Consider the following 24,497-nt stretch of genomic DNA (forward strand, 5'->3'; position numbering starts at 1 on the left):
CTCGGGCGCCTTTTCAGGCTCGGGCTTCGGTTCCGGCTTGGGCTGCGGCTTCGGGGGTTCGGGTTGCGGCGTGGGCGGCGGGGGGTCGGGCGAGTTGCCGTCTGCCCAGAGCTGTACCTGCACGGGGCCGGGGCTCTCGGAGCGCCAGTTCACGCCAAAGATCAAGACGATCAGCAGCAGCACGTGCACGGCCACGGCCAGGATCAATGCCTTCCGGTTGTCGTGGTTGGGCGGGGTGGCCGGGGGGCCGCTGCGGTGTCGGATTATGGGTGGCGTCATGAGCGTTGCATGCCGGCGGCGCCGGCGGAAGGCGTCGCGTTAGCGTTTTTTCGCGGGAGCAGGCTGGGATGCGCCGGCGGACTGGTCCACCAGCAGACCCAGGCGGGTGATGCCGCTGGTGCGAAGTTCATCCATGACCTTCACGACCGTCTCGTAGGGCACCTTGCCGTCGGCGGCGATGACCACCGGGGTTTCCGCGGTAATTCGCGAACGCACTTGCGCCACCAGTTCGGGGCGCGCGATGTCCTGCATGGTGGCGCCGGGTTCGCGCACGCGCAGGGCGATCTTGCCGTCTTCCGAAATCTGGACTTCCAGCGGCTTGACCGGCACGTCCGAGGCCGCGCCAACGGAGGGCAACTGGATCAGGCCGGGCGTGATGAGAGGGGCGGTCACCATGAAGATGACCAGCAGCACCAGCATCACGTCAATGTACGGCACCACATTGATGTCGGCCTTCATGCGGCGGCCGGACCTGCCGCGTGAGCTTACCGAGGGCATTAGCGCACCTGCCGTTGCAGAATGTTCAGGAATTCATCGACGAAGCTGTCGAAACGGATCGAGATGCGATCGATGTCGTTCGTGAAGCGGTTGTAGGCGACCACGGCGGGAATGGCCGCGAACAGGCCGATGGCGGTGGCGATCAGCGCTTCCGCGATGCCGGGAGCCACCGAGGCCAGGGTGGCCTGCTGCATGTTCGACAGGCCGATGAAGGCGTGCATGATCCCCCAGACCGTACCCAGCAGGCCGATGTAAGGGGACACGGAGCCGGCCGAAGCCAGGAAGTTCAGGTGCGATTCCAGTGAATCCATCTCGCGCTGGTAGGCGGCGCGCATGGCGCGGCGCGGGCCGTCCAGCAGGGCGGTGGCGTCGCCGGAGGCATTGCCGCGGCGGGCTTTCAGAAATTCGGTCATGCCGGCATCGAAGATGCGAGCCAGCGCGCCTTGCTCGTCGCGGCGCGAGGCCACGGCCTGCTGCAACATGGACAGGTCGCCGCCCGACCAGAAATCGTCTTCAAAGCGGCGGGTCTGGGCATGGGCCCGCTTGATCGCCAGCCGCTTGGCGAAGATATAGGTCCAGGACATGATCGAAATGCCCAACAGCATCAGCATGATCAGCTGGACCGGCACGCTGGCGTGCGAAATCAGCGAAAGCAACGACATGTCGTTGGTGACTTGCATGGTTATTCCTGAATGAATTCCAGTTTGGCGCGAACGTCAGCCGGCAACTCCGCCGGCCGCATGTGAACGGCATCGACGCAGCAGACTTGGATGTTGCCTTCGGCAAGCAGTTCCCCGTCGCGTTCCGCGCGTTGCGCGAAGTGTATCGAAGCGCGGCCCAGTCGTGTGACCCGGCTGCGTATCGTCAGTAAATCGTCCAGCCTGGCCGGCTTGCGGTAGGACATGTCCAGGGAGCGGACAACGAATAGACGTTGCTCGCTGAACGCCAGGTTGGACTGGTTGACCCCCAGGTCGCGCAGCCACTCGGTGCGTGCGCGCTCCAGGAATTTCAAGTAGTTGGCGTAGAAAACCACTCCGCCTGCATCCGTGTCCTCGTAATAGACACGGACCTGCAGGACGGATTCGGCGGACTTCGGATCGGTCACGATGGATAGGAAAGGGCAGTCGGGACGCGGAAAGTCCGTAGTTACTATAAAGTTTACAGCGTGTCGAGTTTCGTCAGCACGGCTTCAAGCGCGGACTCTACCGGAATCTTGGCCGCTTCGGTTTCCCGACGGGCCTGCAATTCCACCACACCATCGTTCAGCCCGCGTTCTCCAACTGTTACACGCAGCGGGGCGCCGATCAGCTCCCATTCAGCAAACATCACGCCCGGGCGGGCATCGCGGTCGTCCAGGATGACGTCCACGCCGCGCGCCAGCAGGGATTCATAGAGCTTTTGCGCGGTGTCACGCACGGTTTCACTTTTGCCCCAGCCGACCGGGCAGATTACCACTTCGAAGGGGGCGATCGCGCGCGGCCAGATGATGCCGCGGGCGTCGTGGTTCTGCTCGATGGCCGCGCCCACGATGCGGGTCACGCCGATGCCGTAGCAGCCCATTTCCAGGACGGCGGGCTTGCCGGTTTCGTCCAGGAAGGTGGCCTTGAGGGCTTCCGAGTACTTCTTGCCCAGGTAGAACACGTGGCCGACTTCGATGCCGCGCTGGATCGACAGGGTGCCCTTGCCGTCCGGCGAGGGGTCGCCGGCAACCACGTTGCGCAGGTCCGCTACCAGTTCGGGCTCGGGCAGGTCGCGGCCCCAGTTCACGCCTTGGATGTGGAAGTCTTCCTTGTTCGCGCCGCAGACGAAATCGGCCATGTTGGCCACGGTGCGGTCGGCAATGACGTGCACGGGGCGGACGGTCTTGACCGGGCCCAGGTAGCCCGGCTTGCAGCCGAAGGTTTCGACGATCTCGGTTTCCGTGGCGAAACGGAAGCCCGCCAGGCCGGGCAGCTTGCCGGCCTTGATTTCATTGAGTTCGTGGTCGCCGCGCAGCAGCAGCAGCCAGATGTCGGCGCCTTTCTCGCCGTCGGTGGCCAGCACGATGGACTTGATCGTGCGCTCCAGCGGCAGGCCCAGCAGCTTGGCCACGTCTTCGCACTTGGCGGCGCCCGGCGTGGGCACTTCGGCCATGGCCTGGGCGGGTTCGGCGCGGGTGGGGTACAGGCCCGGGGCCTCGGCCAGTTCCATGTTGGCGGCGTAGTCCGAGTCGGCGTTGTAGACCAGCAGGTCTTCGCCGGTGTCGGCGATCACCTGGAATTCGTGGCTGCGGGTGCCGCCGATCGAGCCCGTGTCAGCGGCCACGGCGCGGAATTCCAGGCCCAGACGGCCGAAAATCCGCATGTAGGCGTTGAACATGGTGTCGTAGCTGGCCTGCGCGCCGGCTTCGTCGCGGTCGAACGAATAGGCGTCCTTCATGGTGAATTCGCGGCCGCGCATCAGGCCGAAGCGCGGGCGGCGCTCGTCCCGGAACTTGGTCTGGATGTGATAGAAGTTCACCGGCAGCTGGCGATAGCTGTGGATTTCATTGCGCGCGATGTCCGTGATGACTTCCTCGGACGTGGGCTGCAGCACGAAATCGCGCTGGTGCCGGTCCTTGATGCGCAGCAGCTCGGCGCCGTATTGCTCCCAGCGGCCCGACTCCTGCCAGAGCTCGGCCGGCTGCACCACCGGCATCAGCAGCTCGATCGCACCCGCGGCGTTCATTTCTTCGCGGACGATGGCCTCGACCTTGCGAATGACTTTCAGCCCCAGGGGCATGTAGGTGTAGATGCCGCCCGCGAGCTTGCGGATCATCCCTGCCCGGGTCATCAGCTGATGGCTGGCGACTTCGGCTTCGGAAGGGGCTTCTTTGAGGGTGTTGATGTGGTAGTTGGATGCGCGCATGTTTAAAGGTGGCTGCAGATACGTATAATCGATCGTAATTGTATTGAATTCGGTGGGGGTGGCCCATGCTTGACCGCGAAGGCTACCGCCCCAATGTCGGCATCATTCTCGTCAACGGTAGAAACGAGGTCTTTTGGGGCAAGCGTATCAGGGAACATGCTTGGCAGTTCCCCCAAGGCGGCATCAAGTATGGCGAAAGCCCGGTGCAGGCCATGTATCGCGAACTCCATGAAGAGGTGGGCTTGAAGCCCGAGCATGTCCGTATTTTGGGGCGTACACGCGATTGGTTACGTTATAACGTGCCCGATCACTTCGTCCGGCGTGAGTGGCGTGGCCACTATAAAGGACAAAAACAGATTTGGTTCTTGTTGCGCCTGGTAGGACGTGACAGTGACGTGTGCTTGCGCGCGACGCAGCATCCGGAATTCGATGCCTGGCGCTGGAGCCAGTATTGGGTGCCCCTGGATGCCGTGATCGAGTTCAAGCGCGACGTCTACACCCAGGCGCTGAACGAGCTGTCGGCTATCCTCTTCCGGCGCCATCACGAAACCCGCTACTTGCGCCAGCGGGTGCACGGGCAACGGGCGGCAGAGAATCTGCCCGAAGGAACGGACGGTCATGCGCATATTGTTGGTTGAAGACGAACGGGACATGGCGTCCTGGTTGATGCGCGCGCTCGCCCAGAGCGGGTTCGTGCCGGACCACGCGGCCGACGCCCGCACCGCCGAAGCCTTCATGGCCGGTACCGAATACGACGCCATCGTCATGGACTTGCGACTGCCCGACAAGCACGGCCTGGTGGTGCTGCGTGAAATGCGCAACCGCGACGACCGCACCCCCGTGCTCCTGCTGACCGCCCAGGGCGCTTTGCAGGACCGCGTGCGTGGCCTGAACCTGGGCGCGGACGATTTCCTCACCAAGCCTTTCGCGCTCGAGGAACTGGAAGCGCGCCTGACGGCGCTGGTGCGGCGCAGCCGCGGCCGCCAGCATCCGCGCCTGCAATGCGGTTCGCTGTCCTACGACAGCGAAAGCCGCGCCTTCACCCTGGACGGCTCGCTGCTGTTCCTGACCCCGCGCGAGCATGCCGCCCTGGCTGCCTTGCTCACGCGCAGCGGCTATCCGGTGGACAAATCCCAGCTGTTCGGCAAGGTCTTCACGCACGACAGCGAAGCCAATCCCGACGCCATCGAGGTGGTGCTGCACCGGCTGCGCAAGAAGCTGGCTGGCAGCGACGTGCGCATCGTCACCGTGCGCGGGCTGGGCTACATGCTGGAAAGCGTCGCCAGCGAGTCCGCGGAATCCTGAGTGAGGCTGCGGCTATCCGAGCTGCCGCGCGTGGGCATCCGCGCGCTGCTGATCATTCTGCTGCTGCCGGGCGTGATCATGCTGCTGGTCGTGGACAGCGTGAACGACTACCGCACGCTGGCCGAGATCACCAACGAAGCCTACGACAGCGCCCTGGTCGAGCCGGCCCGGGTGCTGGAAAGCAGCCTGGAATTCACTGCTGACGGCAACCTGCAGGTCGCTACGCCGCTGTACGCGCAGGTGATGCTCGAGTCCCGCGCTGGCCTGCGCAAGTATTTCCGCATCGAAGAGATCGATCCGCCGCTGCCGGACGGCGCCGCCGTGCCCACCGAGCCCGGCAAGACTTTGCTCGGCATGCCGGAAATGCCGCGTCCGCCCACCTGGCCACGTTCCAACAGCCAGCCGATTTTCTACGACAGCGTCTATCGCAACGATCCCGTGCGCGTCGTGGCCGTCGTGCGCGACCTGTACTACCAGGGTCAGCACCGCCAGGTGCTGGTCGTGGTGGCTGAAAGCACAGGCAAGCGCATCGAGGCCGAGAACAATGCCCGGCGCCAGGAAATCCTGCGCGACACCCGCATGCTGGCGCTGGTCGCGCTGCTGGTGTGGTGGGGCGTGTCGTGGGCGCTGAAGCCGCTGCGCCGCCTGCGTAACGACATCCGCGCGCGCCGCCCCGACGACCTGACGCCGCTGGATGCCTCGCGCGTGCCCAGCGAAGTGGCGCCGCTGGTCGATGCGGTCAATCACCATATCGCCCGCTACCGCCGCGTCCTCGACGAGCAGTCGCAGTTCCTGGCCGATGCGTCGCATCAATTGCGCACGCCGCTGGCCATCATGCTGACGCAGGCGCAGTATGCGCTGCGCGAACGCGATCCGGCGCGGGCGCAGGAGGGCCTGCGCGGCATCGTCGACCAGCTGGGTCGCACACGTCGCCTGACTGAACAGCTGCTGTCGCTGGCTCACGCCAACCAGGCCGACCAGTTGCCGCGGCAACTGCTGGACATGAACGCCGTCTCGCGCGAGGTGGTGCTGCAATATCTGCCGCTGGCGCACGAAAAACAGCAGGACCTGGGCTGGGTACAGGCGGGTTCCGAAGAGGGCCAGGAAATCCCCGCGCCGGTGTCGGGCAACGAGGCCGAACTGCACGAAGCCTTGTCGAACCTGGTGCACAACGCCATCCATTACGCGCCCGCGGGCGCACGCATCACCGTGTCGGTCTGCTGCCACGACAACCGCGCCGAGGTCGCTGTTTCCGACAACGGGCCGGGGCTGGACCCGATACTGCGCCAGCGCGCTTTCGCGCGTTTCGAGCGGGTCGGCACGGACAAGCCGGTCGCCTCGTCGGGCTCGGGCCTGGGCCTGGCGATTGCCCGCGCCTACGCGCGCCGCAATGACGGTGACATCGAACTGCGCGACGGCGAACCGAACGCGCAAGGCGGTGTTGGCCTGGCCTCCGTGCTGTGGCTGCCGTTGGCGTCCACGGTCTCCCAATATCCTCGTCCGCTCGATGTCGAGCTCAAGGGCGATCAGTAACTTCTCCCCATTTCCGCAGTCATGCGCGGCTTCCGTTCAGGGATAACCCCTGAATTCAGGAACGCGACAGCGCACAGAAAGCGGATTAGCAGCTTCCTTCCGTAATCTGCGTCCGGGCCTGTCGCCAGGCACCGGATGGCGCTCGTTTCGCGGGTGCGTCCCGGCCAGGCGCACGGCCGCACCACGAAGGAGGATGAAGTGCAAAAGACAATCAATAGAAAGGACTATTACGGCGGAGCGCTGATGGTCCTCATCGGGCTGGGGGCGATCTACGGTGGCACCGACTATCACATCGGCACCCTGAGTCACATGGGGCCGGGCTTTTTTCCCGCGGCGCTCGGCGGCCTGTTGGCGCTGACCGGCGTGCTGATCGCCATCTCGGCGCGCTCGGGTGAATCGTCCGCGCCTGCGCCCGGCGACGGCCATGCCCACGGCCTGCCGGACTTCCGCGGCGGCGCCTGCATCCTGCTGGGCATCCTGGCTTTCCTGCTGCTGGGTCATTACGGCGGTTTGCTGCCTGCCACGTTCGCCATCGTTTTCATTTCGGCGCTGGGCGACCGCAACAACACGATCAAGCAGGCTCTGCTGCTTTCGATCGCCATGACCGTCATCGCGGTCGTCGTCTTCTGGTGGGCGCTGCAGCTGCAGCTTCCGCTGTTTCGCTGGGGTTGAAGCGCCATGATTTCGCAATCCTTGATGGACCTCTGGTACGGCTTCGGCGTCGCCTTCCAGTGGCATAACCTGATGTGGTCGTTCTTCGGCGTGCTGGTGGGCAACCTCATCGGCGTGCTGCCCGGCATGGGCGCCCTGTCGGCCATTTCCATTCTGCTGCCGCTCACCTACGTGATGCATCCGGTGCCGGCCATCCTGATGCTGGCCGGCATCTTCTACGGTTCGCAGTACGGCGGCGCCATCGGCGCGATCCTGCTGAATCTGCCTTCGCATCCGCCGCACGCGGTCACCTGCCTGGACGGTTATCCGCTGACCAAACAAGGCAAGGGCGGAACGGCGCTCGGCATCACGATGATCTGTTCGTTCTTCGCCGCGTCGGTGGGGATCATCGTCATGATCTTCGCGTCTCCGCTGCTGGTCGAAGTCGCGTTCAAGTTCGGTCCCACCGAGATCTTCTCGATCATGTTGCTGGGCCTTTTGGCCGGCGCCACCATGTCGCGCGGCTCGCCGCTCAAGGGCGTGGCGATGACCTTGTTCGGCCTGATGTGCGGCGTGGTGGGTACGGACGTGAATACCGGCACCATCCGCTTTTCGTTCGGGCTGCTGGACCTGTCCGACGGCCTGGAGCTGGTGGCGATTTCCATGGGCCTGTTCGGCGTTGCCGACTTCCTCATGAGCGTCAACCGCATGACCATCATCGGCAGCGGCGCCAAGCTGCGCCTGCGCGACATGCGGCCCAGCAAGCAGGAGCTCAAGACCGCCTTCTGGCCTATGGTGCGCGGCACGGCGGTAGGCACGCTGTTTGGCGCCATGCCCGGCACCGGTCCTACCATCACCACCTTCGTGGCCTATGCGCTGGAGCGCAAGATCTCCAAGACGCCCGAGAAATTCGGCACCGGCATGATCGCCGGCGTGGCGTCGCCGGAAGCGTCCTCGCACTCCAAGACGCAGGTCGACTTCATCCCCACGATGAGCCTGGGCATCCCCGGCGACGCCGTGATGGCGCTGATCCTGGGCGCGCTGCTGATCCAGGGCATCCAGCCCGGCCCGCAACTGATCACCGAGCATCCGGACATCTTCTGGGGCCTTATCGCCAGCTTCTGGGTGGGTAATGTGCTGCTCATGGTGCTGAACGTGCCGCTGATCGGCGTGTGGGTGAAACTGCTGCAGGTACCGTACCGCTATCTGTTCCCGTCGGCGCTGTTCTTCATCGCGGTGGGCGTGTTCAGTACCCAGAACAGTCTCTTCCAGATCTGGGAAGTGCTGGCTTTCGGTGTGATCGGCGCCATCCTCATGACGCTGGAATTCTCGGTTGCGCCCATCCTGCTCGGCTTCGTGCTCGGCCCCATGGTCGAAGAGAACTTCCGCCGGGCGTTGCTGCTGTCGCGCGGCGATCTGGCGGTGTTTGTGGAGCGCCCGATCAGCGCGTGGTTCATCGGTGCGAGCGCCTTGCTGGTCCTCCTGCAGGTGTGGGCCTTCCTGCGCCGCAACAAGAACAAGGGCAAAGGCAAGCCCGAGGTGCCGCAGGCGGCCTGAGCGCTTTTCCGTTTGCCTGCACGCGGCCCGGCTACATGCCGGGCCGTTTGATTTGTGCGGCGGCATCCCTCATGCTTGAGGCTTCCCCAGTCTGCACACAGAGCCACCATGCACATACTCTTTGCCTGTCCCCACCATGATCCCGCCGCCTGGGTTCCGCTGCTGGAAGCCGCCATGCCCGGATGCCGCATTTCCGTGTGGAACCCGGACGGCCCGCCTTCGGGCGCGCAGGCGGCTCTGGTGTGGCGTCCGCCGGCCGAACTCTTCAAGCACGAGACCGGCCTTACCACGCTGTTCAACCTGGGCGCGGGCGTCGACGCCTTGCTGAAGATGCCCGAGATCCCGCCGCAGGTGCGCATCGTCCGGCTGGAAGACGCGGGCATGTCGGTGCAGATGGCGGAATACGCGCTGTACGCGCTGCTGCGCGTCGCGCGCGATTTCGAAGCTTTCGATCACGCGCAGGCGCGGCAGCACTGGGATACCCGCGAAGGCTCGCGGCAGGCGGACTGGCCGGTCGGCGTGCTGGGCCTGGGGCAGGTGGGCGCCAGAGTCGCTCAGACCCTGGCCGAATTCGGCTACCCCGTGGCGGGCTGGTCGCGCACGCCGCGCGAAATTCCCGGCGTCGAGACCTTTGCGGGCGCGGCCGCCTTGCCGGCGTTCCTGGCCCGCACGCGCTTCCTGGTGAACGTGCTGCCGCTCACGCCGGACACCGTTGGCATCCTCAACCGCGAAACGCTGTCGCAGTTGCTGCCGCATGCGCATCTGGTCAACGTGGGCCGGGGCGAACACCTGGTCGAGGATGACTTGGTGCAGATGCTCGAAGAAGGCGAAATCGACGGCGCCACGCTGGATGTGTTCCACACCGAACCCTTGCCCAAGGACCACGCGTTCTGGCGCGATGCGCGGGTGCACGTGACTCCGCACATCGCGGCGCGCACCTTGCGCGATGAGAGCATTCGCCAGATCGCAGGCAAGGTCGCGCAGTTGCAGCGCGGCGAAGCCATCACCGGCGTGGTCGACCGCTCGCGCGGCTACTGAGCCGGCGGCAGCGGGGCTTTTTCCAGCCGCTGGTACATGGCGGGCAGGCGCTCCGACAGGAAATCGAGCAGGGCGCGCACGGCGGGCATCATGCCCCGCCGCGACGGATAGATGCAATGCACGATGCCCTCGGGTGACTGCCATTGCGGCAAGACCTGCACCAGTTGGCCGCGCCGCAGCTGTTCATGCGTGGCGATCGAGGGCAGCAGGGCGATGCCGCGGCCCCGCACCGCGGCTTCGGTCAGCACGATGAAGTCGTTGCATGACAGCTGCGGTTTCAATTCCACATGCACTTCCTCGCCCTTGTCGTTGCGCAGGGGCCAGCGCACTTCGTTTTGCGGATCACTGAAGCTCAGTGTGGTGTGCGTGGCGAGGTCCTGCGGCGTGTCGGGCGTGCCATGGCGCTGCAGGTAGCTGGGACTGGCGACCAGTGTGCCGCGCGCGGTGCCGAAGTGGCGCACGACCAGTTCGGCGTCGGTATCCAGCTTGGTGCGCACGCGTAGCGCCAGGTCCACGCCCTCGCGGATCAGGTCCACGCGGCGGTTGGTCACAAGCAACTGCACCGACACGGCGGGCCAGGCGTCCAGGAACTCGGGCAGCAGCGGCGACAGCACGTCCTGCGCGATGGATACGGGGCAGCTCACGATCACGGGGCCGGTGGGTTCGGCCTGCAACTGCCGCATGGCGTCGTCCGCCGCGCGCGCCGATGCGGCCATTTCGCGGCAATAGTGCAGATAACGTTCGCCCGCCGAGGTCAGGCGCAAGCGGCGCGTCGTGCGTTGCAGAAGGCGCACGCCCAGGCTTTCCTCCAGGTGCGAGATCCGGCGCGACAAGCGGGATTTCGGAATGTCCAGCACCCTGGCGGCGGCGCTGAACCCTCCCTGTTCGACTACCTGGGAGAAGTAGTAGAGGTCGTTGAGATCTTGCATGATTGTTCTATTCCTGGAACGAATAGTTCATCATAACCGGATTTATGTGAACAATTAACCCGTCTACAGTGACGCCATGCACTCGGGATCTGATCAAAGCCTACGGATCCTGACCGCCCGCAGCGAGCGGGCCCTCACTGGAGAAATTTGCAATGAAGACCCTGGTTATCCTTTCCTCTATTCTCGGCGATCGTTCCAACAGCAAGCAATTGGCCGATCACCTGATCAACCGCGTCAAGGCGTCTAATCCGGCCGCGGCCATCAAGATCCGCGACATCGGCGCCCAGCCCATCCCTTACTTCGACGGCAACACCGCCGGCGCCCTGTTCACTCCGGCCGATGCCCGCAGCGTGGACCAGCAACGCCTGGTTGAGATGAGCGACGCGCTGGTAGCCGAATTGATGGATGCCGATCGCATCGTCTTCGCCGTTCCGGTCTACAACTTCAACATGCCCGCTCAGTTCAAGAGCTATCTCGATCATCTCGCCCGCGCCGGCGTCACCTTCCGCTATACCCCCGAAGGCGTGCCGGAAGGCCTGGTCAAGGGCAAGCAGGTGTTCGTGCTGACCGCCCGCGGCGGCAAGGCCGAAGGCACGCCTTCGGACACGATGACGCCTTACCTGCGCCAGATGCTGGCTTTCCTGGGCATGACCGACGTCACCTTCATCGCCGCCGAAGGCATGGCCATGGGTGAAGTGGCCGCGCTGGAAGGCATGGCGCAGGCCAAACAGCGCATCGACGCGCTGCTGCCCGCTGCGCAGCAGGACAGCCTGGCCGCGTAAGCGCAGGCGTCCAAAGCAAAAGGCGAGCCTTGCGGCTCGCCTTTTTTCTTGCCGCGAGGACAGGGCTCAGTCGCGCAGGCGCTTGATCAGGCTGGAGGTATCCCAGCGGCCGCCGCCCAGCTTCTGGACGTCGCCATAGAACTGGTCCACCAGGGCCGTCAGGGGCAGGCGCGCGCCATTGTGGCGGGCTTCGGCCAGCACCAGGCCCAGATCCTTGCGCATCCAGTCCACCGCGAAGCCGAAGTCGAACTTGTCGTCGACCATGGTGCCGCCGCGATTCTCCATCTGCCAGCTCTGCGCCGCGCCCTTGCTGATCACGTCCAGCACCAGCTTCATGTCCAGGTCGGCAGCCTGGCCGAAAGCGATCGCCTCGGACAGGCCCTGCACGACGCCTGCGATGCAGATCTGGTTGACCATCTTGGCCAGTTGGCCGGCTCCGGGCGGGCCCACCAGCGTGACCGCGCGGCCGAAGCTCTGCGCCACGGGCTTGATCGCATCGAACACGGCTTGTTCGCCGCCGCACATGATGGTCAACACGCCGTTGACCGCGCCTGCCTGTCCGCCGGATACCGGCGCGTCGACGAAATTCAGGCCCAGCTCCTTGGCCTGCGCGTAGAGTTCGCGCGCCACGTCGGCGGAAGCGGTGGTGTGGTCGACGAAGACCGCGCCGGGCGTCATGCCGGCGAAAGCGCCGTCGGGACCCAGCACGACGCTGCGCAGGTCATCGTCATTGCCGACGCAGGCGAACACGATCTGCGCGCCGGCCACGGCTTCGCGCGGCGTGGCTGCGCTCTTGCCGCCGAATTCGGCGACCCAGGCCTGGGCCTTGGCGGGCGAGCGGTTGTAGACCGTGACGTCGTGTCCTGCGCGCGCCAGGTGGCCGGCCATGGGCAGGCCCATCACGCCCAATCCGAGGAAAGTGACTTTCTGGGCTACGACAGCGTCGTAGCTCTTGGTACCGATCGTTGCCATGCAGGGGACTCCGCTTTATGTGATTGGGGCCGTCAGGCGTTGACGCCTGTAAACAGGCCCTAACCTTAACGCAATCAAAAGCCCGCGGCGAGTCCATCGCGCCGGCTGTCGCTGGCGCTGACATATCCGTCCACGGCCGGGTCGCCCAGGCGCCAGATGAACTGCCCCGATCCGAAGTCCATGTAGGGATCCGCCATGCTTTCGAGCACATGGCCGCGGGCGCGCAGTCCCTCGGCAACGGCCGCGGGCAGGCCGGCCTCCGCGTCCAGCGACAGTCCATGGTTCCATTTCCAGCGAGGCGCGTCGCAGGCGGCCTGCGGCTGCTGGCCATAGTCCAGCATCCGGACCAGCGTCTGCACCTGCCCCTGGGGCTGCATATTGCCTCCCATGACCCCGAAACTCATGACGGGTGCGCCATTGCGCATCAGGAAGCCGGGGATGATGGTGTGGAAGGGGCGCTTGCCGCCCGCCACCGCATTGGCGTGGCCAGGGTCGGTGCTGAAGCAATGGCCGCGGTTCTGCAGGCTGACGCCGGTGCCCGGCACCACCACGCCGGAGCCGAAGCCCATGTAGTTCGACTGGATGAAGCTGACCATCATGCCGCACTTGTCTGCGGCCGTCAGGTAGACGGTGCCGCCGCGCGGCGCGTGGCCGCTGGCGTGGGCCTGCGCCGCATCGGGGTCGATCAGGCGCGCGCGCTGCGCCAGATAGTCCGCGGCCAGCATCTGTTCGGGCGTGACCTGCATGTGCTGCGAGTCGGCCACGTGCGCGTAGACATCGGCAAACGCCAGCTTCATCGCCTCGATCAGCAGGTGCTGCGTTGCAGGGTGATCCACCGGGCGTGCCGCCACGTCGAAGTTCTGCAGGATGCCCAGGGCGATCAGGGCGGCGATGCCTTGGCCGTTGGGCGGAATCTGATGCAACGTGTGGCCGCGGTAGCTTTGGCTGATCGGCGTCACCCACTGCGGCGCGTAATCGCGCAGATCCGCCAGCGTCAGCGCGGCGTCGTGGGCTTGGGCATGCGCCACCAGCTTGTGGGCGGTCTCGCCTTCGTAGAAGTCCCGGCCGCCGCTGGCCGCAATGCGCTTGAGCGTGGCGGCCGCGCCTTGAAGCACGAAGTGCTCGCCGACCTGCGGCGCGCGTCCGCGAGGCAGGAAATGCTCGGCGAAGCCCGGCTGCGGTTGCAGGAGGTCGGCTTGCGCCGCCCACTTTTCCTGCACGATGGGCGACACGGCAAAGCCGCGCTCGGCGTATTCGATGGCGGGTGCAAGCACGTCGGCAAAGGACAACCGGCCCAGCTTTTCGTGCAGGGCGGCCCAGCCCGCCACGCAGCCCGGCACCGTCACGCTGTCCCAGCCGCGCATCGGGATGGCACCCTGGTGCTTGCGCCGGAAATAATCCATGTTCCAGGCTGCCGGCGCCCTTCCCGAGGCATTCAGTCCATGCAGCTTGGACCCGTCCCAGACGATGGCGAAACAATCCGATCCCAGCCCGTTGCTGACCGGCTCCGTCAGGGCCAGCGTGGCGGCCGCGGCGATCGCCGCGTCGACTGCGTTGCCGCCTTGCGCCAGGATCCGCAAGCCTGCCTGGGCGGCCAGCGGTTGTGACGTGGCGACCACGTTGCGTGCGAACACGGGGCGGCGGGTGGTGGGATAGGGGTTGTTCCAGTTGAAATTCATCTCGAATCATCGCGTGGGGTAAACCCCTAGCTTACCGTACGCGAACTGCGTTTGAACATAACCCGTATTGAGTTGTATTGATTCGTAGCGTTTATCGGACTGGATGCCGGACGCGCAAAGAAAAACCCCCGGGCGGAACCCGGGGGTTTTCAGGGCGAGACTGCTGCACCGGGGCGGCAGGCTGGCTTTAGTCTTCTTCGACGAAGGTCTCTTCGCGCTTCTTGCGGATCGCCGGCAGGGCCACCAGGATCACCAGGAAGACGGCGACGGCCAGCAGCGAAGCCGACAGCGGACGCGTCACGAAGGTCGTGAAGTCGCCGCGCGACAGCAGCAGGGCGCGACGGAAGTTCTCTTCCATCATGGGACCCAGCACCAGGCCCAGCAGCAGCGGTGCGCCTTCGCACTTCAGCTTGGACCACACGTAGCCGATGATGCCGAAGATGGCGGTGGTGAAGATGTCGAACGTGTTGTAGTTCAACGAGTACACGCCGATCGTGCAGAACACCAGAATCGCCGGGAACAGGATGCGGTAGGGCACCTTCAGCAGCTTGACCCACAGGCCGATCAGCGGCAGGTTCAGCACGACCAGCATCAGGTTGCCGATCCACATCGAGGCGATCAGCCCCCAGAACAGCTCCGGGTGGCTCGTCATGACTTGCGGGCCGGGCTGGATGTTGTGGATGGTCATCGCGCCGACCATCAGCGCCATCACGGCGTTACCCGGGATGCCCAGGGTCAGCAGCGGGATGAACGAGGTCTGGGCAGCAGCGTTGTTCGCCGATTCCGGGCCAGCCAGGCCGGCCGGGTGGCCCTTGCCGAAGCGTTCCGGATTGCGCGAGATCTTCTTTTCCAGCGTGTAGGAGGCGAACGACGACAACACGGCGCCACCGCCAGGCAGGATGCCCAGGGCCGAACCCAGAGCCGTGCCGCGCAGCACAGCGGGGGCGGCTTCCTTGAATTCCTGCTTGTTGGGGTACAGCGAGCCGATCTTGTCGGTGATGTCGACGCGGTTTTCCTTCTGCTCGAGGTTGGTCATGATTTCGGCGAAGCCGAACACGCCCATGGCCACGATGGCGAAGTCGATGCCGTCTTGCAGTTCGGGGATGCCGAAGTCGAAGCGGGCGACGCCCGAGTTCACGTCGGTGCCCACCATGCCCAGCAGCAGACCCAGCAGGATCATCGCGATAGCCTTCGGCAGCGAACCCGAAGCCAGCACCACGGCGCCGACCAGGCCCAGGCACATCAGCGAGAAGTACTCGGCCGGGCCGAACTTGAACGCGACTTCAGCCAGCGGGGGCGCGAAGGCGGCCAGCAGCAGCGTGGCCACGCAGCCTGCGAAGAACGAACCCAGCGCAGCGATTGCCAGCGCGGCGCCAGCGCGGCCGTTGCGGGCCATCTGGTGGCCGTCCAGCACGGTCACCACCGCGGACGTTTCCCCTGGCAAGGCCACGAGAATTGCCGTTGTGGAGCCGCCGTATTGGGCGCCGTAGTAGATGCCTGCCAGCATGATCAGGCCGGCCACCGGGGGCAGCACGTACGTGATCGGCAGCAGCATTGCGATGGTCGGGACAGGGCCGATGCCCGGCAGCACGCCGATCAGCGTGCCCAGGATGCAGCCCAGCAGGGCATAGGCCAGGTTCTCGGGCGTGAACGCCACCGAGAAGCCCAGCATGAGGTTGTCAAACAATTCCATGGCCGAAGGCTCCTTAGTTCATGCCCAGAAACGACGGCCACAGCGGGAAAATCAGCCCCAGCCCCTTGACGAATGCCAGATACGAGAACACCACCAGGAAGATCGCGTTGGCAACGGCGACCTTCAGGCTGAACTCATGGCTGGCCAGGCTGCTGACGACAACCAGAACGAACACCGAGATGTAGATGCCCAGCAGCTTGAGGATGAAGCCGTAGAGCACGACCGATCCGACCACCAGGAACACGATGCGCCAGTCGAACTTGTCGACGTGGGTTTCGTGCGCCTTCTTGGACATCGAGCCAAGCAGCACGATGGCGCCCAGCAATGCCAGAACAATGCCTAGCCAGAAAGGAAAATACCCTGGGCCCATTCGGGCGGCAGTACCCATTTGGTAGCTGCTGGCCTGCCAGGCGAATCCCAGTCCAAGGGCGATGAACATCACCCCCGACCAGAAGTCCTGTCGATTGCGTAGCTGCATGATTGGTTGGCTCCTGTTTACAGCATGTAGATAAAAAGGTCTGTGGCCAATCCCGCCGACAGGCGAGTGACAGGCACAAAAAAGGCACTTCAGGGTGCCATTTGTTCTTATGAAAGGTAAGGCTGGGATTCTTGAAAGGGCGAATGGTAATGGACGCCCGCCACGCTGCAAACCCTGTAAGGTCGGTGAAAGGCTGGGGTTTTCCCTAGAATTCGGGAACTCCCGACCCCGAGTTGTAACGGGTCAGGAAGTTTGAGGGCTTTTTGAAAGCTAAGTGAAAGTTTATAGAAAGAAAGACGAAAGCAGGATCGGCCGGATGCTTGGCTTTCGAATGAGGCAGGAATAAATCCTACTGAATATTGCCGGGTTTCTCACCTTGCGTGAAGAGACCCCGTTCAACTCAGGATGGTTTACGATAGCGCCCATGCTGCAAGATCTAGACCAACTCGCCGCCCGCATAGGGCAACTGGTGCAACGCACCCGGCAACTCCACGCAGAGCGTGACGCGTTGCGCCAACGCCTGAACGAAACCGAAGCTGAGCAGCGTGTGCTCAAGCAGCGCGCCGCCGAGCGCGAGGCCGAAATCGTCACGCTCCAGAGCAAGCTTCAGGATCACGACGGCGCGGTCACCTCCATGCTCGAGCAAGCCCAGCAGGCCGAGGCCGCGCTGCGCGAGCAACTGGCCCGCGAAACCTCCGAGCGCCAGTCTCTCGAATCGCGTTTCTCCGCCCGTGAAACCGAACTGCAAGGCAGCTTGCAGACCCGCGACACCGAATTACAGCGCTTGCGCGTGGCCGCCGCATCGGCCCGCGAGCGCATTGACGCCGTGCTGGCCCGCTTGCCGGGCGCACCGTCTGGAGAGCAACACTGATGGAACGCGTAGATGTCACCATACTGGGGCGCGACTATTCTTTGGCGTGTTCCGCCGAAGAGAAGCCGACGCTGCTGGCCGCCGTGCGCCACGTGGACCAACTGATGCTGCGCATCCAGGGCACGGGCAAGGTCTCCAGCAATGAACGCATCGCCGTGATGGCCGCGCTGCAAGTCGCGGGCGAGCTGCTCGCCATGAAAGCGCCCGATGGTCCGCTGGGCGGTTTGGCGGTCGGCGACTTCAAGCGTAGAATCGAGGACATGAACGCAGTACTCGATGACGCCTTGTCGGGTCAGGAAAAGCTGCTCTGACAGTTCATATAGCAGTACTCAAGTATTTTCAGTTTGTCCCTGCCGTGTTCGTGACTAGGCCATACATTCTCTGAACCTATGTCTTATGGCATATTGGTTGCGGGAGTGCAGAGCTGGAGTGATCGTCTCCTGTAGACGAACCCGACGCTCTTCGGAACGCGACCACCTTGAACCTCAGGGTTCGAGATGCCGGCCTTGACGGCACAGGCGGGGCATCTATCCCAGCGGGCCTGCCATAAGAGCAGGTCCGCCTCGGGCGCCTCACCACTCCCCTTCGTCCTCCCTCTAGGACCAGTCCATGTTCAAACACCCTGTTTTCTCGCTGACCAAACTCGGCGCAGCGTGCGCAGCCGTGGCCGCTCTGAGCGCCGCGCCGCTTGCCCATGCGCAGACCCAGGCGCCCGCCGCCGCGACGGAAGCGTCGGCCAGCCGCGCGCCCGAACTGACTCTGCAGGCCAATGCGTCTTCTGAAGTCAAGCAGGACACGGTCCGCATTTCCTTGTCCGCCGAAGTCGAGGCGCCCGACCAGCCCGCCGCAGGCAAGAAGCTGAGCGCGGCCTTGGACGACGTGGTCAAGCGTGCGCGCGACGTCAAAGGAGTGGAAGTGCGCACTGGCGGCTACAACGTCTGGCCGAACACTTCCAGCAAGGGCAAGATCGGTTCCTGGCGCGGCCAGGGCGAAGTGATCCTGGAATCCAAGGACTTCGAAGCCGCGGCGGCGTTGGCGTCCAAGCTGTCGGACAAGACCGCCATCTCGAATATCAGCTTCCTGCTGTCGCGCGAAGTGCGCGAGGCCGAAGAGCGCAAGCTGCTCAAGGAAGCCGCGCAAGCCTTCAAGGACCGCGCGCTGGCCGCAGCCAACGCCTTCGGTTTCTCGGGCTACCGCCTGTCCAAGCTGGAACTGGGCGGCTCGGGCGGCCCCGTGCCGATGCCGCGCATGATGGGCGCCGCGGCCATGGCCAAGGACGCCTCGGGCGGCTATAGCCCGGACGTCCCGCTGGAAGCGGGCAACGTCACGGTCAGCATCGCGGTCAACGGGACGATCGTTTTGCAGTAAGGCTGAACATGATGGCGCCCAGGGCGACCATCGGCACGGACAGCCACTGTCCCATGCTCAACCCGCCCGCGAGCAGGCCCAGGAAATTGTCCGGCTCGCGGGTGAATTCCACCAGGAAGCGGAACGTTCCGTAACCCATCAGGAAGAGCCCGCTCACCTGGCCCAGCGGGCGCGGCTTGCTCGAAAACCACCACAGCAGCGCGAACAGCACGATGCCTTCCAGGCCCAGCTCATAGAGTTGCGAGGGGTGGCGCGCCAGTCCGTCGCCGCTGCCCGGAAACACCATGGCCCACGGCACATCGGTGGGCCGGCCCCAGAGTTCGCCATTGATGAAGTTGCCCAGGCGGCCAAAGCCCAGCCCCAGCGGAATCAGTGGCGCGATGAAATCGCTGACCGCGAAGAATGGCAGCTTCTTCTTGCGTGCGAACAGCAGCATCACCACGATCACGCCGATCAGCCCGCCATGGAACGACATGCCGCCCTGCCACAGGTACAGCACTTCCAGCGGATGGGACAGGTAGTAAGAGGGCTTGTAGAACAGCACATAACCCAGCCGTCCGCCCAGCACCACGCCCAGCACGCTATAGAAGATCAGGTCTTCCAGATCCTTCACGTTCAGTGACGTGGTGTGGCCGGAGGTGATGCGGCGGCGTCCCAGCAGGTACACCAGGGCGAAGCCCACCAGGTACATCAGTCCGTACCAGTGGATGGCAAGCGGCCCGATCTGCAGGGCGACGGGGTCAAATTGGGGATATTGCAGCATGTTCTGCCCGACACAATAAAGTTGAATGATAATAACCGGCGAACATTGAAGATTCGCGCGCAAGCGAGCCAGTTCCCCCGGGGCGGTTGCCATGTCCGAGCCCCGGCGGCCGACAGGAGACAGACCATGCCGCACAACGATCGTTCCCGCCACATCACCCACGGTGTCGCGCGCGCGCCCAACCGCGCCATGTATTACGCGCTGGGCTATCAGGAAGCCGACTTCGAAAATCCCATGATCGGCGTGGCCAACGGCCATTCGACGATCACGCCATGCAATAGCGGCCTGCAGCGCCTGGCCGATGCGGCCATCGATGCGATCCGCGCGTCACGGGCCAATCCCCAGGTATTCGGCACGCCCACCATTTCAGACGGCATGTCCATGGGCACCGAGGGCATGAAGTACTCGCTGGTCTCCCGCGAGGTCATCGCCGACTGCATCGAGACCGCGGCGCAAGGGCAGTGGATGGACGGCGTGGTGGTGATAGGCGGGTGCGACAAGAACATGCCTGGCGGCATGATCGCACTGGCGCGCACCAATGTGCCCGGCATCTACGTCTATGGCGGCACCATCAAGCCCGGCCACTACAAGGGCAACGATCTCACCATCGTATCCGTCTTCGAGGCCGTGGGCGAATACACCATGGGCCGCATGCCCGAAGAAGATTTCAAGCAGATAGAAAAGTGCGCGATTCCCGGCTCCGGGTCCTGCAGCGGCATGTACACCGCCAACACCATGAGCTCCGCGTTCGAAGCCATGGGCATGAGCCTGCCGTACTCGAGCACCATGGCCAACGAGGACGAAGAAAAGGTCACTTCCGCCGCGGAGTCTGCGCGCGTGCTTGTCGAGGCGGTCAGGAAGGGTTTGCGCCCGCGCGACATCATCACGCGCGAATCCATCGAAAACGCGGTGTCCGTCATCATGGCCACGGGCGGCTCCACCAACGCCGTGCTGCATTTCCTGGCAATCGCGCATGCGGCGGAAGTGCCGTGGACCATCGACGACTTTGAACGCATCCGCAAGCGCGTGCCTGTCCTGTGCGACCTGAAACCGTCCGGCAAATATGTCGCCACCGACCTGCATCGCGCCGGCGGCATTCCGCAGGTCATGAAGCTGCTGCTCAACGCCGGCCTGTTGCACGGCGACTGCATCACCATCACCGGCAAGACCATCGCCGAGACCCTGGCTGATGTGCCCGACGCTCCCAGGGCGGACCAGGATGTCATCATGCCGCTGGATCGCGCGCTGTACCCGCAAGGCCATCTTGCCATCCTGAAAGGCAATCTCTCTCCCGAAGGCTGTGTCGCCAAGATCACTGGCCTGAAGAATCCCGTCATCACGGGCCCGGCGCGCGTCTTCGATTCCGAGGATGACGCCATGACCGCCATCATGGCGCGCGAGATCCGCGATGGCGACGTGGTGGTCATCCGCTACGAAGGGCCGAAGGGCGGTCCCGGCATGCGTGAGATGCTTGCGCCGACCTCCGCGCTGGTCGGCCAGGGACTGGGCGAAACGGTGGGTCTCATCACCGACGGCCGTTTTTCCGGTGGCACCTGGGGGATGGTCGTGGGCCATGTCGCGCCGGAGGCTTTCGTGGGCGGCCCCATCGCGCTGATCCGCGAGGGCGATTCGGTTACCATCGATGCCCACAAGCTGCTATTGCAGCTCAATATCAGCGACGAAGAAATGGCGGCTCGTCGCCAGGCCTGGGTTCAGCCCCGGCCGCGTTATACACGCGGTGTGCTTGCCAAATTCGGCAAGCTCGCCAGCACCGCGAGCCGTGGGGCAGTTACCGATGCATTTGAAGAGTAGTCTGTTGTTGGCCGCCGCCTGCGTCCTGGGCGCGGGGGCGGCGCAAGCGCAAACCACCGGGTTGGATCTGGCCAAGAACAAGGCCTGTATGGCCTGCCACCAGGTCGAAGCCAAGCGTGTCGGCCCGCCGCTCAAGAGCGTGGCTGAACGCTATGCGGGGCAGGGCGACGCCATGGTCGATTACCTGGCAGGCAAGATCCGCGGCGGCGGTCGCGGCGCCTGGGGTGCCGTGCCCATGCCCGCGCAGACTCAGGTCAGCCCGGACGACGCCCGCGCGCTCGCCGAATGGATCTTGTCGCTGGCTCCGCCCAAGCAGTAGTCTTATTCTCTCGCGTTCCGCGCACGAAAGCCGGGACGCCAGGCCGTATTCCGCGGCCCTTTATCAGGAAGGAATCGTCATGGCAGAACAACCCTCTCCGGGCAATGAGGTCGCGGTACTTGGCGGCGGCTGCTTCTGGTGCGTTGAAGCGGTGTTCACCGAGCTGCGCGGGGTCAAGAGCGTGCTGCCCGGTTATAGCGGCGGGCATGTGGACAATCCCAGCTACGAGCAGGTCTGCGGCAAGGCCACGGGCCACATCGAAGTGGCCCGCATCGAGTTCGATCCCGCTGAACTGTCCTACAGTGACTTGCTGCGCGTATTCTTCGCGACCCACGACCCCACCACACCGGGCCGCCAGGGCAATGACGTCGGTCCGCAATACGAATCCGCCATCTTCTGGCAGAACGAGGGGCAGCGCGAGCAGGCCCAAGCCGTCATCGCCGAGGTCAATGCACAGCAGATCTACGATGCGCCCATCGTGACGCACGTGCTGCCGCCCGCCAAGTTCTGGCAGGCCGAGGACTACCACAGCAACTACTTCGCCCTGCATCCCGAGCAAGGCTATTGCCAGTTCGTGATCGCGCCCAAGGTCGCCAAGTTCCGCAAGCAGTTCCAGGAGCGGCTGCAAAAGTAGCAGGCAAAAAAAACCTCACCACAAGGTGAGGTTTCAAAGCCAGCGCCGATGCCCGAGCACCGGGCGCTGGCGGGGGAAGTCTTTATTCGACGGTCTTCACCACGCCGCGGCGCATCTGGTCCAGTTCGATCGACTCGAACAGGGCCTTGAAGTTACCTTCGCCGAAGCCATCGTTGCCCTTGCGCTGGATGATCTCGAAGAAGATCGGGCCGATCTGGTTTTCAGTGAAGATCTGCAGCAGCAGGCCGCCGCCGGGGGCGCCGTCCAACAGGATGCGGTTCTTTTGCAGGCGCGCTACGTCTTCGCCGTGGTTCGGCAGACGCCGGTCCAGCAGCTCGTAGTAGGTTTCCGGCGTGTCCAGGAACACTACGCCGTTCTGGCGCAGCGCTTCGATGGTGGCGTAGATATCTTCGGTGGCCATGGCGATGTGCTGGATGCCTTCGCCACGGTACAGGTCCAGGTATTCCTGGATCTGGCCCTTTTCTTCCGTGCCTTCCTCGTTGATCGGAATGCGGATGTTGCCGCAAGGCGAGGTCATGGCCTTGGACTTCACGCCCGTCACCTTGCCCTCGATGTCGAAGTAGCGCACTTCGCGGAAATTGAAGAGGCGTTCGTAGAACTCTGCCCACTCGGCCATGCGGCCCTTGTGCACGTTGTGCGTCAGGTGGTCCACCAGCGTCAAGCCTGCGCCGCGGTGATTCAGGTCGGCCTGGGCGTTTTGCGGATCCACGGGAACGAAGTCCACGTCATAGATGCTGATGTCGCCAATACCGCCATGGCCGTCCTTGCCAGCCCAGCGGTCCACCAGGTAGATCAGCGAATCGCCGATTCCCTTGATCGCTGGAATGTTCAATTCCATCGGGCCGCTGTGCGAATCGAAGCCCCACGCGCCCAGTTCCAGCGCGCGCTTGTAGGCGGCGTTGGCATCTTGCACACGAAAGCCGATCGCACAGATCGACGGGCCGTGCAGGCGCGCGAAACGCTGGGCGAAGGAATCCGGTTCTGCGTTGATCAGGAAGTTGACGCCGCCCTGGCGGTACAGGGTCACGTCCTTGTGGCGGTGCTTGGCGATGGCCTTGAAGCCCAGCAGTTCGAACACCTTGCGCAGCGCGGCGGGGTCCGGCGCGGCATATTCAATGAATTCGAACCCGGCGGTGCCCATCGGGTTGTCCCAGGGTTGGAAAGCGCTGCTCATAAGTCTGCTCCCTTGCATCGTTTTTAAGGACGACTTGTTCTTCAAGTCTAGACGGAGATTGTAGGAAGGAACGACGGGCAGACAATTGCAAACATGTCGCGAAAGCCAGTAGGTTGAGCAATAATATTGCCGGATAGAAAATATTAAGGGCTGAAAATGTCTGACATTGAGCTGGATAGGACAGATATACGGATTCTGGCCGAATTGCAGCGCGACGGCCGCCTCAGCAACCAGGAGCTGGCCGATCGTGTGTCGCTGTCGCCCAGTCCCTGCCTGCGGCGGGTCCGCAGACTGGAAGAGAAGGGCTTCATCAAGAAGTACGTCGCCCTGATCGACGCGAAGAAGGTCGGCCTGGGGCTGCTCGCCTACGTAAACATCCGTCTGAACAAGCACAGCGGATCCAGTCATGCTCCCATGAGCGACTTCGCACGCGACGTGCAACTATGGCCGGAGGTCGTGGAGTGCTATGCCATGTCCGGAGACATGGACTACCTGTTGCGTATACAGGTCGCCGACCTGGCGCATTTCTCCCGGTTCGCCATGGATACGCTGATGCGCCACCCTGCAGTGGTGGACATGCGTTCATTCTTCGCCCTACAGCAGATCAAGGAAACCACAGAGCTCAGGCTCTAGCTATGGCTTTTCAGCCCCTCTCTATATATAGGTACCGCCATCAGACGTTTGTCGTGGGGTGTCCAGGGCGAATGGTGCGTCCCCGTAAAGGATGCATCTTTTAAAAAAAGGGTGTCACCTTCGTAGTCCCGCCAAAATTCCGTGCTATAGTCTCGCTCCTTCGCGATTCGGGCAGTTTTGAAGCGTGAAGCCAAGCAGGCACACGGGTTGGCTAAGGGAAACCTAGCCGGCCTGCCGCCAGGTCAGCAGCGATGTTGACAGCGGTTATTGCAAGGGTTGCAGCAAATTAGGCAGAAGCCAGTTGCGTAATCTGCAAAAATCGTGCTATAGTCTTGGGCTTGGCTCGTGATGATTATTAAGGGTTTACCCTTATATCGCTGGCCATCCAGGCGGTAACCGATCTCGGATTCAAAGCGAAAGCGGCGGCGATGGGGTTGCTAGATAAGGTGCAAATTAGGCAAAAGCCAGTTGCACAATCTGCAAAAATCGTGTTATAGTCTTGGGCTTGGCAGTTGCCGAAAACTTAGGGTTAACCCTGATATTTCGATAGCTGCTAAGAGAGGCGGACCTGAAGAGGTCGCAAGCAAGAAAGCGAAACGCAGTATGTGACGCCGACTTGACA

26 protein-coding genes and 1 other RNA gene are annotated in these 24,497 nt (G+C 63.8%); 15 read left to right on the plus strand and 12 right to left on the minus strand.

The window, feature by feature from the left end; translation table 11 throughout:
* The 5 genes from DXK93_RS04240 to DXK93_RS04260 form a co-directional block, all read right to left on the minus strand.
* Nucleotides 1-279 (minus strand): cell envelope integrity protein TolA (locus DXK93_RS04240; RefSeq protein WP_147400218.1); only part of this gene is annotated, 279 nt, incomplete at its 3' end.
* Between the two features lie 39 nt (nt 280-318).
* A complete protein-coding gene (locus DXK93_RS04245) occupies nt 319-777 on the minus strand; it encodes an ExbD/TolR family protein (RefSeq protein WP_054458509.1) in 459 nt (152 codons plus the stop codon).
* The gene (tolQ, locus tag DXK93_RS04250; RefSeq protein ID WP_054458511.1) at nt 777-1,457 is read right to left on the minus strand and encodes a protein TolQ; all 681 of its coding nucleotides are present in this window, start codon (nt 1,455-1,457) and stop codon (nt 777-779) included. Before tolQ ends, DXK93_RS04245 begins: the two co-directional genes overlap by 1 nt.
* A 2-nt stretch (nt 1,458-1,459) precedes the next feature.
* On the minus strand, nt 1,460-1,882 hold the full coding sequence (ybgC, locus tag DXK93_RS04255; RefSeq protein ID WP_119449437.1) for a tol-pal system-associated acyl-CoA thioesterase: 423 nt from the start codon (nt 1,880-1,882) through the stop codon (nt 1,460-1,462).
* Nucleotides 1,883-1,935: 53 nt separating this feature from the next.
* Nucleotides 1,936-3,663: a proline--tRNA ligase gene (locus DXK93_RS04260; protein ID WP_054458515.1), complete on the minus strand. Its 1,728-nt coding sequence runs from the start codon at nt 3,661-3,663 to the stop codon at nt 1,936-1,938.
* Between the two features lie 65 nt (nt 3,664-3,728).
* Between DXK93_RS04260 and DXK93_RS04265 the strand changes: the two genes are divergently transcribed.
* From DXK93_RS04265 to DXK93_RS04290, 6 genes are all read left to right on the plus strand, one after another.
* Nucleotides 3,729-4,301: an RNA pyrophosphohydrolase gene (locus DXK93_RS04265; protein ID WP_042796390.1), complete on the plus strand. Its 573-nt coding sequence runs from the start codon at nt 3,729-3,731 to the stop codon at nt 4,299-4,301.
* Nucleotides 4,282-4,968 carry a response regulator gene (locus tag DXK93_RS04270; protein WP_008157866.1) on the plus strand — a complete coding sequence of 229 codons (687 nt, stop codon included), beginning with the start codon at nt 4,282-4,284 and terminating at the stop codon, nt 4,966-4,968. Before DXK93_RS04265 ends, DXK93_RS04270 begins: the two co-directional genes overlap by 20 nt.
* 30 nt (nt 4,969-4,998) lie before the next feature.
* Nucleotides 4,999-6,501, plus strand: coding sequence for a sensor histidine kinase (locus DXK93_RS04275; RefSeq protein ID WP_119449443.1), 1,503 nt, complete (start codon nt 4,999-5,001; stop codon nt 6,499-6,501).
* Nucleotides 6,502-6,744: 243 nt separating this feature from the next.
* Complete coding sequence (locus DXK93_RS04280) at nt 6,745-7,173, plus strand: tripartite tricarboxylate transporter TctB family protein (RefSeq protein ID WP_054458558.1); 429 nt, start codon at nt 6,745-6,747, stop codon at nt 7,171-7,173.
* 6 nt (nt 7,174-7,179) lie between these two features.
* Nucleotides 7,180-8,709: a tripartite tricarboxylate transporter permease gene (locus DXK93_RS04285; protein WP_042796392.1), complete on the plus strand. Its 1,530-nt coding sequence runs from the start codon at nt 7,180-7,182 to the stop codon at nt 8,707-8,709.
* 108 nt (nt 8,710-8,817) lie between these two features.
* Nucleotides 8,818-9,747: a glyoxylate/hydroxypyruvate reductase A gene (locus DXK93_RS04290; RefSeq protein WP_119449438.1), complete on the plus strand. Its 930-nt coding sequence runs from the start codon at nt 8,818-8,820 to the stop codon at nt 9,745-9,747.
* Here DXK93_RS04290 and DXK93_RS04295 read toward each other — a convergent pair.
* Complete coding sequence (locus DXK93_RS04295) at nt 9,741-10,676, minus strand: LysR family transcriptional regulator (RefSeq protein WP_054458519.1); 936 nt, start codon at nt 10,674-10,676, stop codon at nt 9,741-9,743. The two genes, DXK93_RS04290 and DXK93_RS04295, sit on opposite strands and share 7 nt — an antisense overlap.
* A 152-nt stretch (nt 10,677-10,828) precedes the next feature.
* Here DXK93_RS04295 and DXK93_RS04300 point away from each other — a divergent pair, with 152 nt between their 5' ends.
* Complete coding sequence (locus DXK93_RS04300) at nt 10,829-11,458, plus strand: FMN-dependent NADH-azoreductase (protein WP_119449439.1); 630 nt, start codon at nt 10,829-10,831, stop codon at nt 11,456-11,458.
* Between the two features lie 66 nt (nt 11,459-11,524).
* Here DXK93_RS04300 and DXK93_RS04305 read toward each other — a convergent pair whose 3' ends face one another.
* From DXK93_RS04305 to DXK93_RS04320, 4 genes are all read right to left on the minus strand, one after another.
* Entirely contained in the window at nt 11,525-12,430 is a 906-nt protein-coding gene (locus tag DXK93_RS04305; RefSeq protein WP_119449440.1) for an NAD(P)-dependent oxidoreductase, read from the minus strand.
* A gap of 74 nt (nt 12,431-12,504) precedes the next feature.
* Complete coding sequence (locus DXK93_RS04310) at nt 12,505-14,109, minus strand: gamma-glutamyltransferase family protein (RefSeq protein WP_119449441.1); 1,605 nt, start codon at nt 14,107-14,109, stop codon at nt 12,505-12,507.
* A gap of 187 nt (nt 14,110-14,296) precedes the next feature.
* Nucleotides 14,297-15,802 (minus strand): tripartite tricarboxylate transporter permease, encoded by a 1,506-nt coding sequence (locus tag DXK93_RS04315; RefSeq protein ID WP_054458528.1) that lies wholly within the window; start codon nt 15,800-15,802, stop codon nt 14,297-14,299.
* 13 nt (nt 15,803-15,815) lie between these two features.
* Nucleotides 15,816-16,280, minus strand: a complete 465-nt coding sequence (locus tag DXK93_RS04320; protein ID WP_054458530.1) for a tripartite tricarboxylate transporter TctB family protein — start codon at nt 16,278-16,280, stop codon at nt 15,816-15,818.
* Between the two features lie 424 nt (nt 16,281-16,704).
* Here DXK93_RS04320 and DXK93_RS04325 point away from each other — a divergent pair, with 424 nt between their 5' ends.
* The 4 genes from DXK93_RS04325 (at nt 16,705) to DXK93_RS04340 (ending at nt 18,519) form a co-directional block, all read left to right on the plus strand.
* Nucleotides 16,705-17,151, plus strand: a complete 447-nt coding sequence (locus DXK93_RS04325; RefSeq protein ID WP_054458532.1) for a hypothetical protein — start codon at nt 16,705-16,707, stop codon at nt 17,149-17,151.
* Entirely contained in the window at nt 17,151-17,462 is a 312-nt protein-coding gene (locus DXK93_RS04330; RefSeq protein WP_006388757.1) for a cell division protein ZapA, read from the plus strand. Before DXK93_RS04325 ends, DXK93_RS04330 begins: the two co-directional genes overlap by 1 nt.
* A gap of 33 nt (nt 17,463-17,495) precedes the next feature.
* Nucleotides 17,496-17,680, plus strand: a non-coding RNA gene (gene ssrS, locus DXK93_RS04335) — 6S RNA.
* A gap of 80 nt (nt 17,681-17,760) precedes the next feature.
* Nucleotides 17,761-18,519 (plus strand): SIMPL domain-containing protein, encoded by a 759-nt coding sequence (locus tag DXK93_RS04340; RefSeq protein WP_054458533.1) that lies wholly within the window; start codon nt 17,761-17,763, stop codon nt 18,517-18,519.
* Here DXK93_RS04340 and lgt read toward each other — a convergent pair.
* Nucleotides 18,494-19,282 carry a prolipoprotein diacylglyceryl transferase gene (gene lgt / locus DXK93_RS04345; protein ID WP_054458535.1) on the minus strand — a complete coding sequence of 263 codons (789 nt, stop codon included), beginning with the start codon at nt 19,280-19,282 and terminating at the stop codon, nt 18,494-18,496. The two genes, DXK93_RS04340 and lgt, sit on opposite strands and share 26 nt — an antisense overlap.
* Before the next feature lie 126 nt (nt 19,283-19,408).
* Between lgt and ilvD the strand changes: the two genes are divergently transcribed.
* The 3 genes from ilvD (at nt 19,409) to msrA (ending at nt 22,047) form a co-directional block, all read left to right on the plus strand.
* Nucleotides 19,409-21,094, plus strand: coding sequence for a dihydroxy-acid dehydratase (ilvD, locus tag DXK93_RS04350; RefSeq protein WP_119449442.1), 1,686 nt, complete (start codon nt 19,409-19,411; stop codon nt 21,092-21,094).
* Nucleotides 21,078-21,413, plus strand: coding sequence for a c-type cytochrome (locus DXK93_RS04355; protein ID WP_054458538.1), 336 nt, complete (start codon nt 21,078-21,080; stop codon nt 21,411-21,413). The genes ilvD and DXK93_RS04355 overlap by 17 nt, the downstream gene beginning before the upstream one ends.
* A gap of 79 nt (nt 21,414-21,492) precedes the next feature.
* Entirely contained in the window at nt 21,493-22,047 is a 555-nt protein-coding gene (gene msrA / locus DXK93_RS04360; RefSeq protein WP_054458540.1) for a peptide-methionine (S)-S-oxide reductase MsrA, read from the plus strand.
* Nucleotides 22,048-22,129: 82 nt separating this feature from the next.
* Here the strand turns inward: msrA and hppD are convergent, their stop codons facing one another.
* Nucleotides 22,130-23,242, minus strand: a complete 1,113-nt coding sequence (gene hppD / locus DXK93_RS04365) for a 4-hydroxyphenylpyruvate dioxygenase (protein ID WP_054458542.1) — start codon at nt 23,240-23,242, stop codon at nt 22,130-22,132.
* Nucleotides 23,243-23,398: 156 nt separating this feature from the next.
* Between hppD and DXK93_RS04370 the strand changes: the two genes are divergently transcribed.
* Nucleotides 23,399-23,875, plus strand: a complete 477-nt coding sequence (locus DXK93_RS04370; RefSeq protein ID WP_054458545.1) for an Lrp/AsnC family transcriptional regulator — start codon at nt 23,399-23,401, stop codon at nt 23,873-23,875.
* Nucleotides 23,876-24,497: the final 622 nt, after the last annotated feature.

The sequence above is a fragment of the Achromobacter sp. K91 genome (assembly GCF_003576205.1).
GTDB lineage: Bacteria > Pseudomonadota > Gammaproteobacteria > Burkholderiales > Burkholderiaceae_B > Achromobacter > Achromobacter aegrifaciens.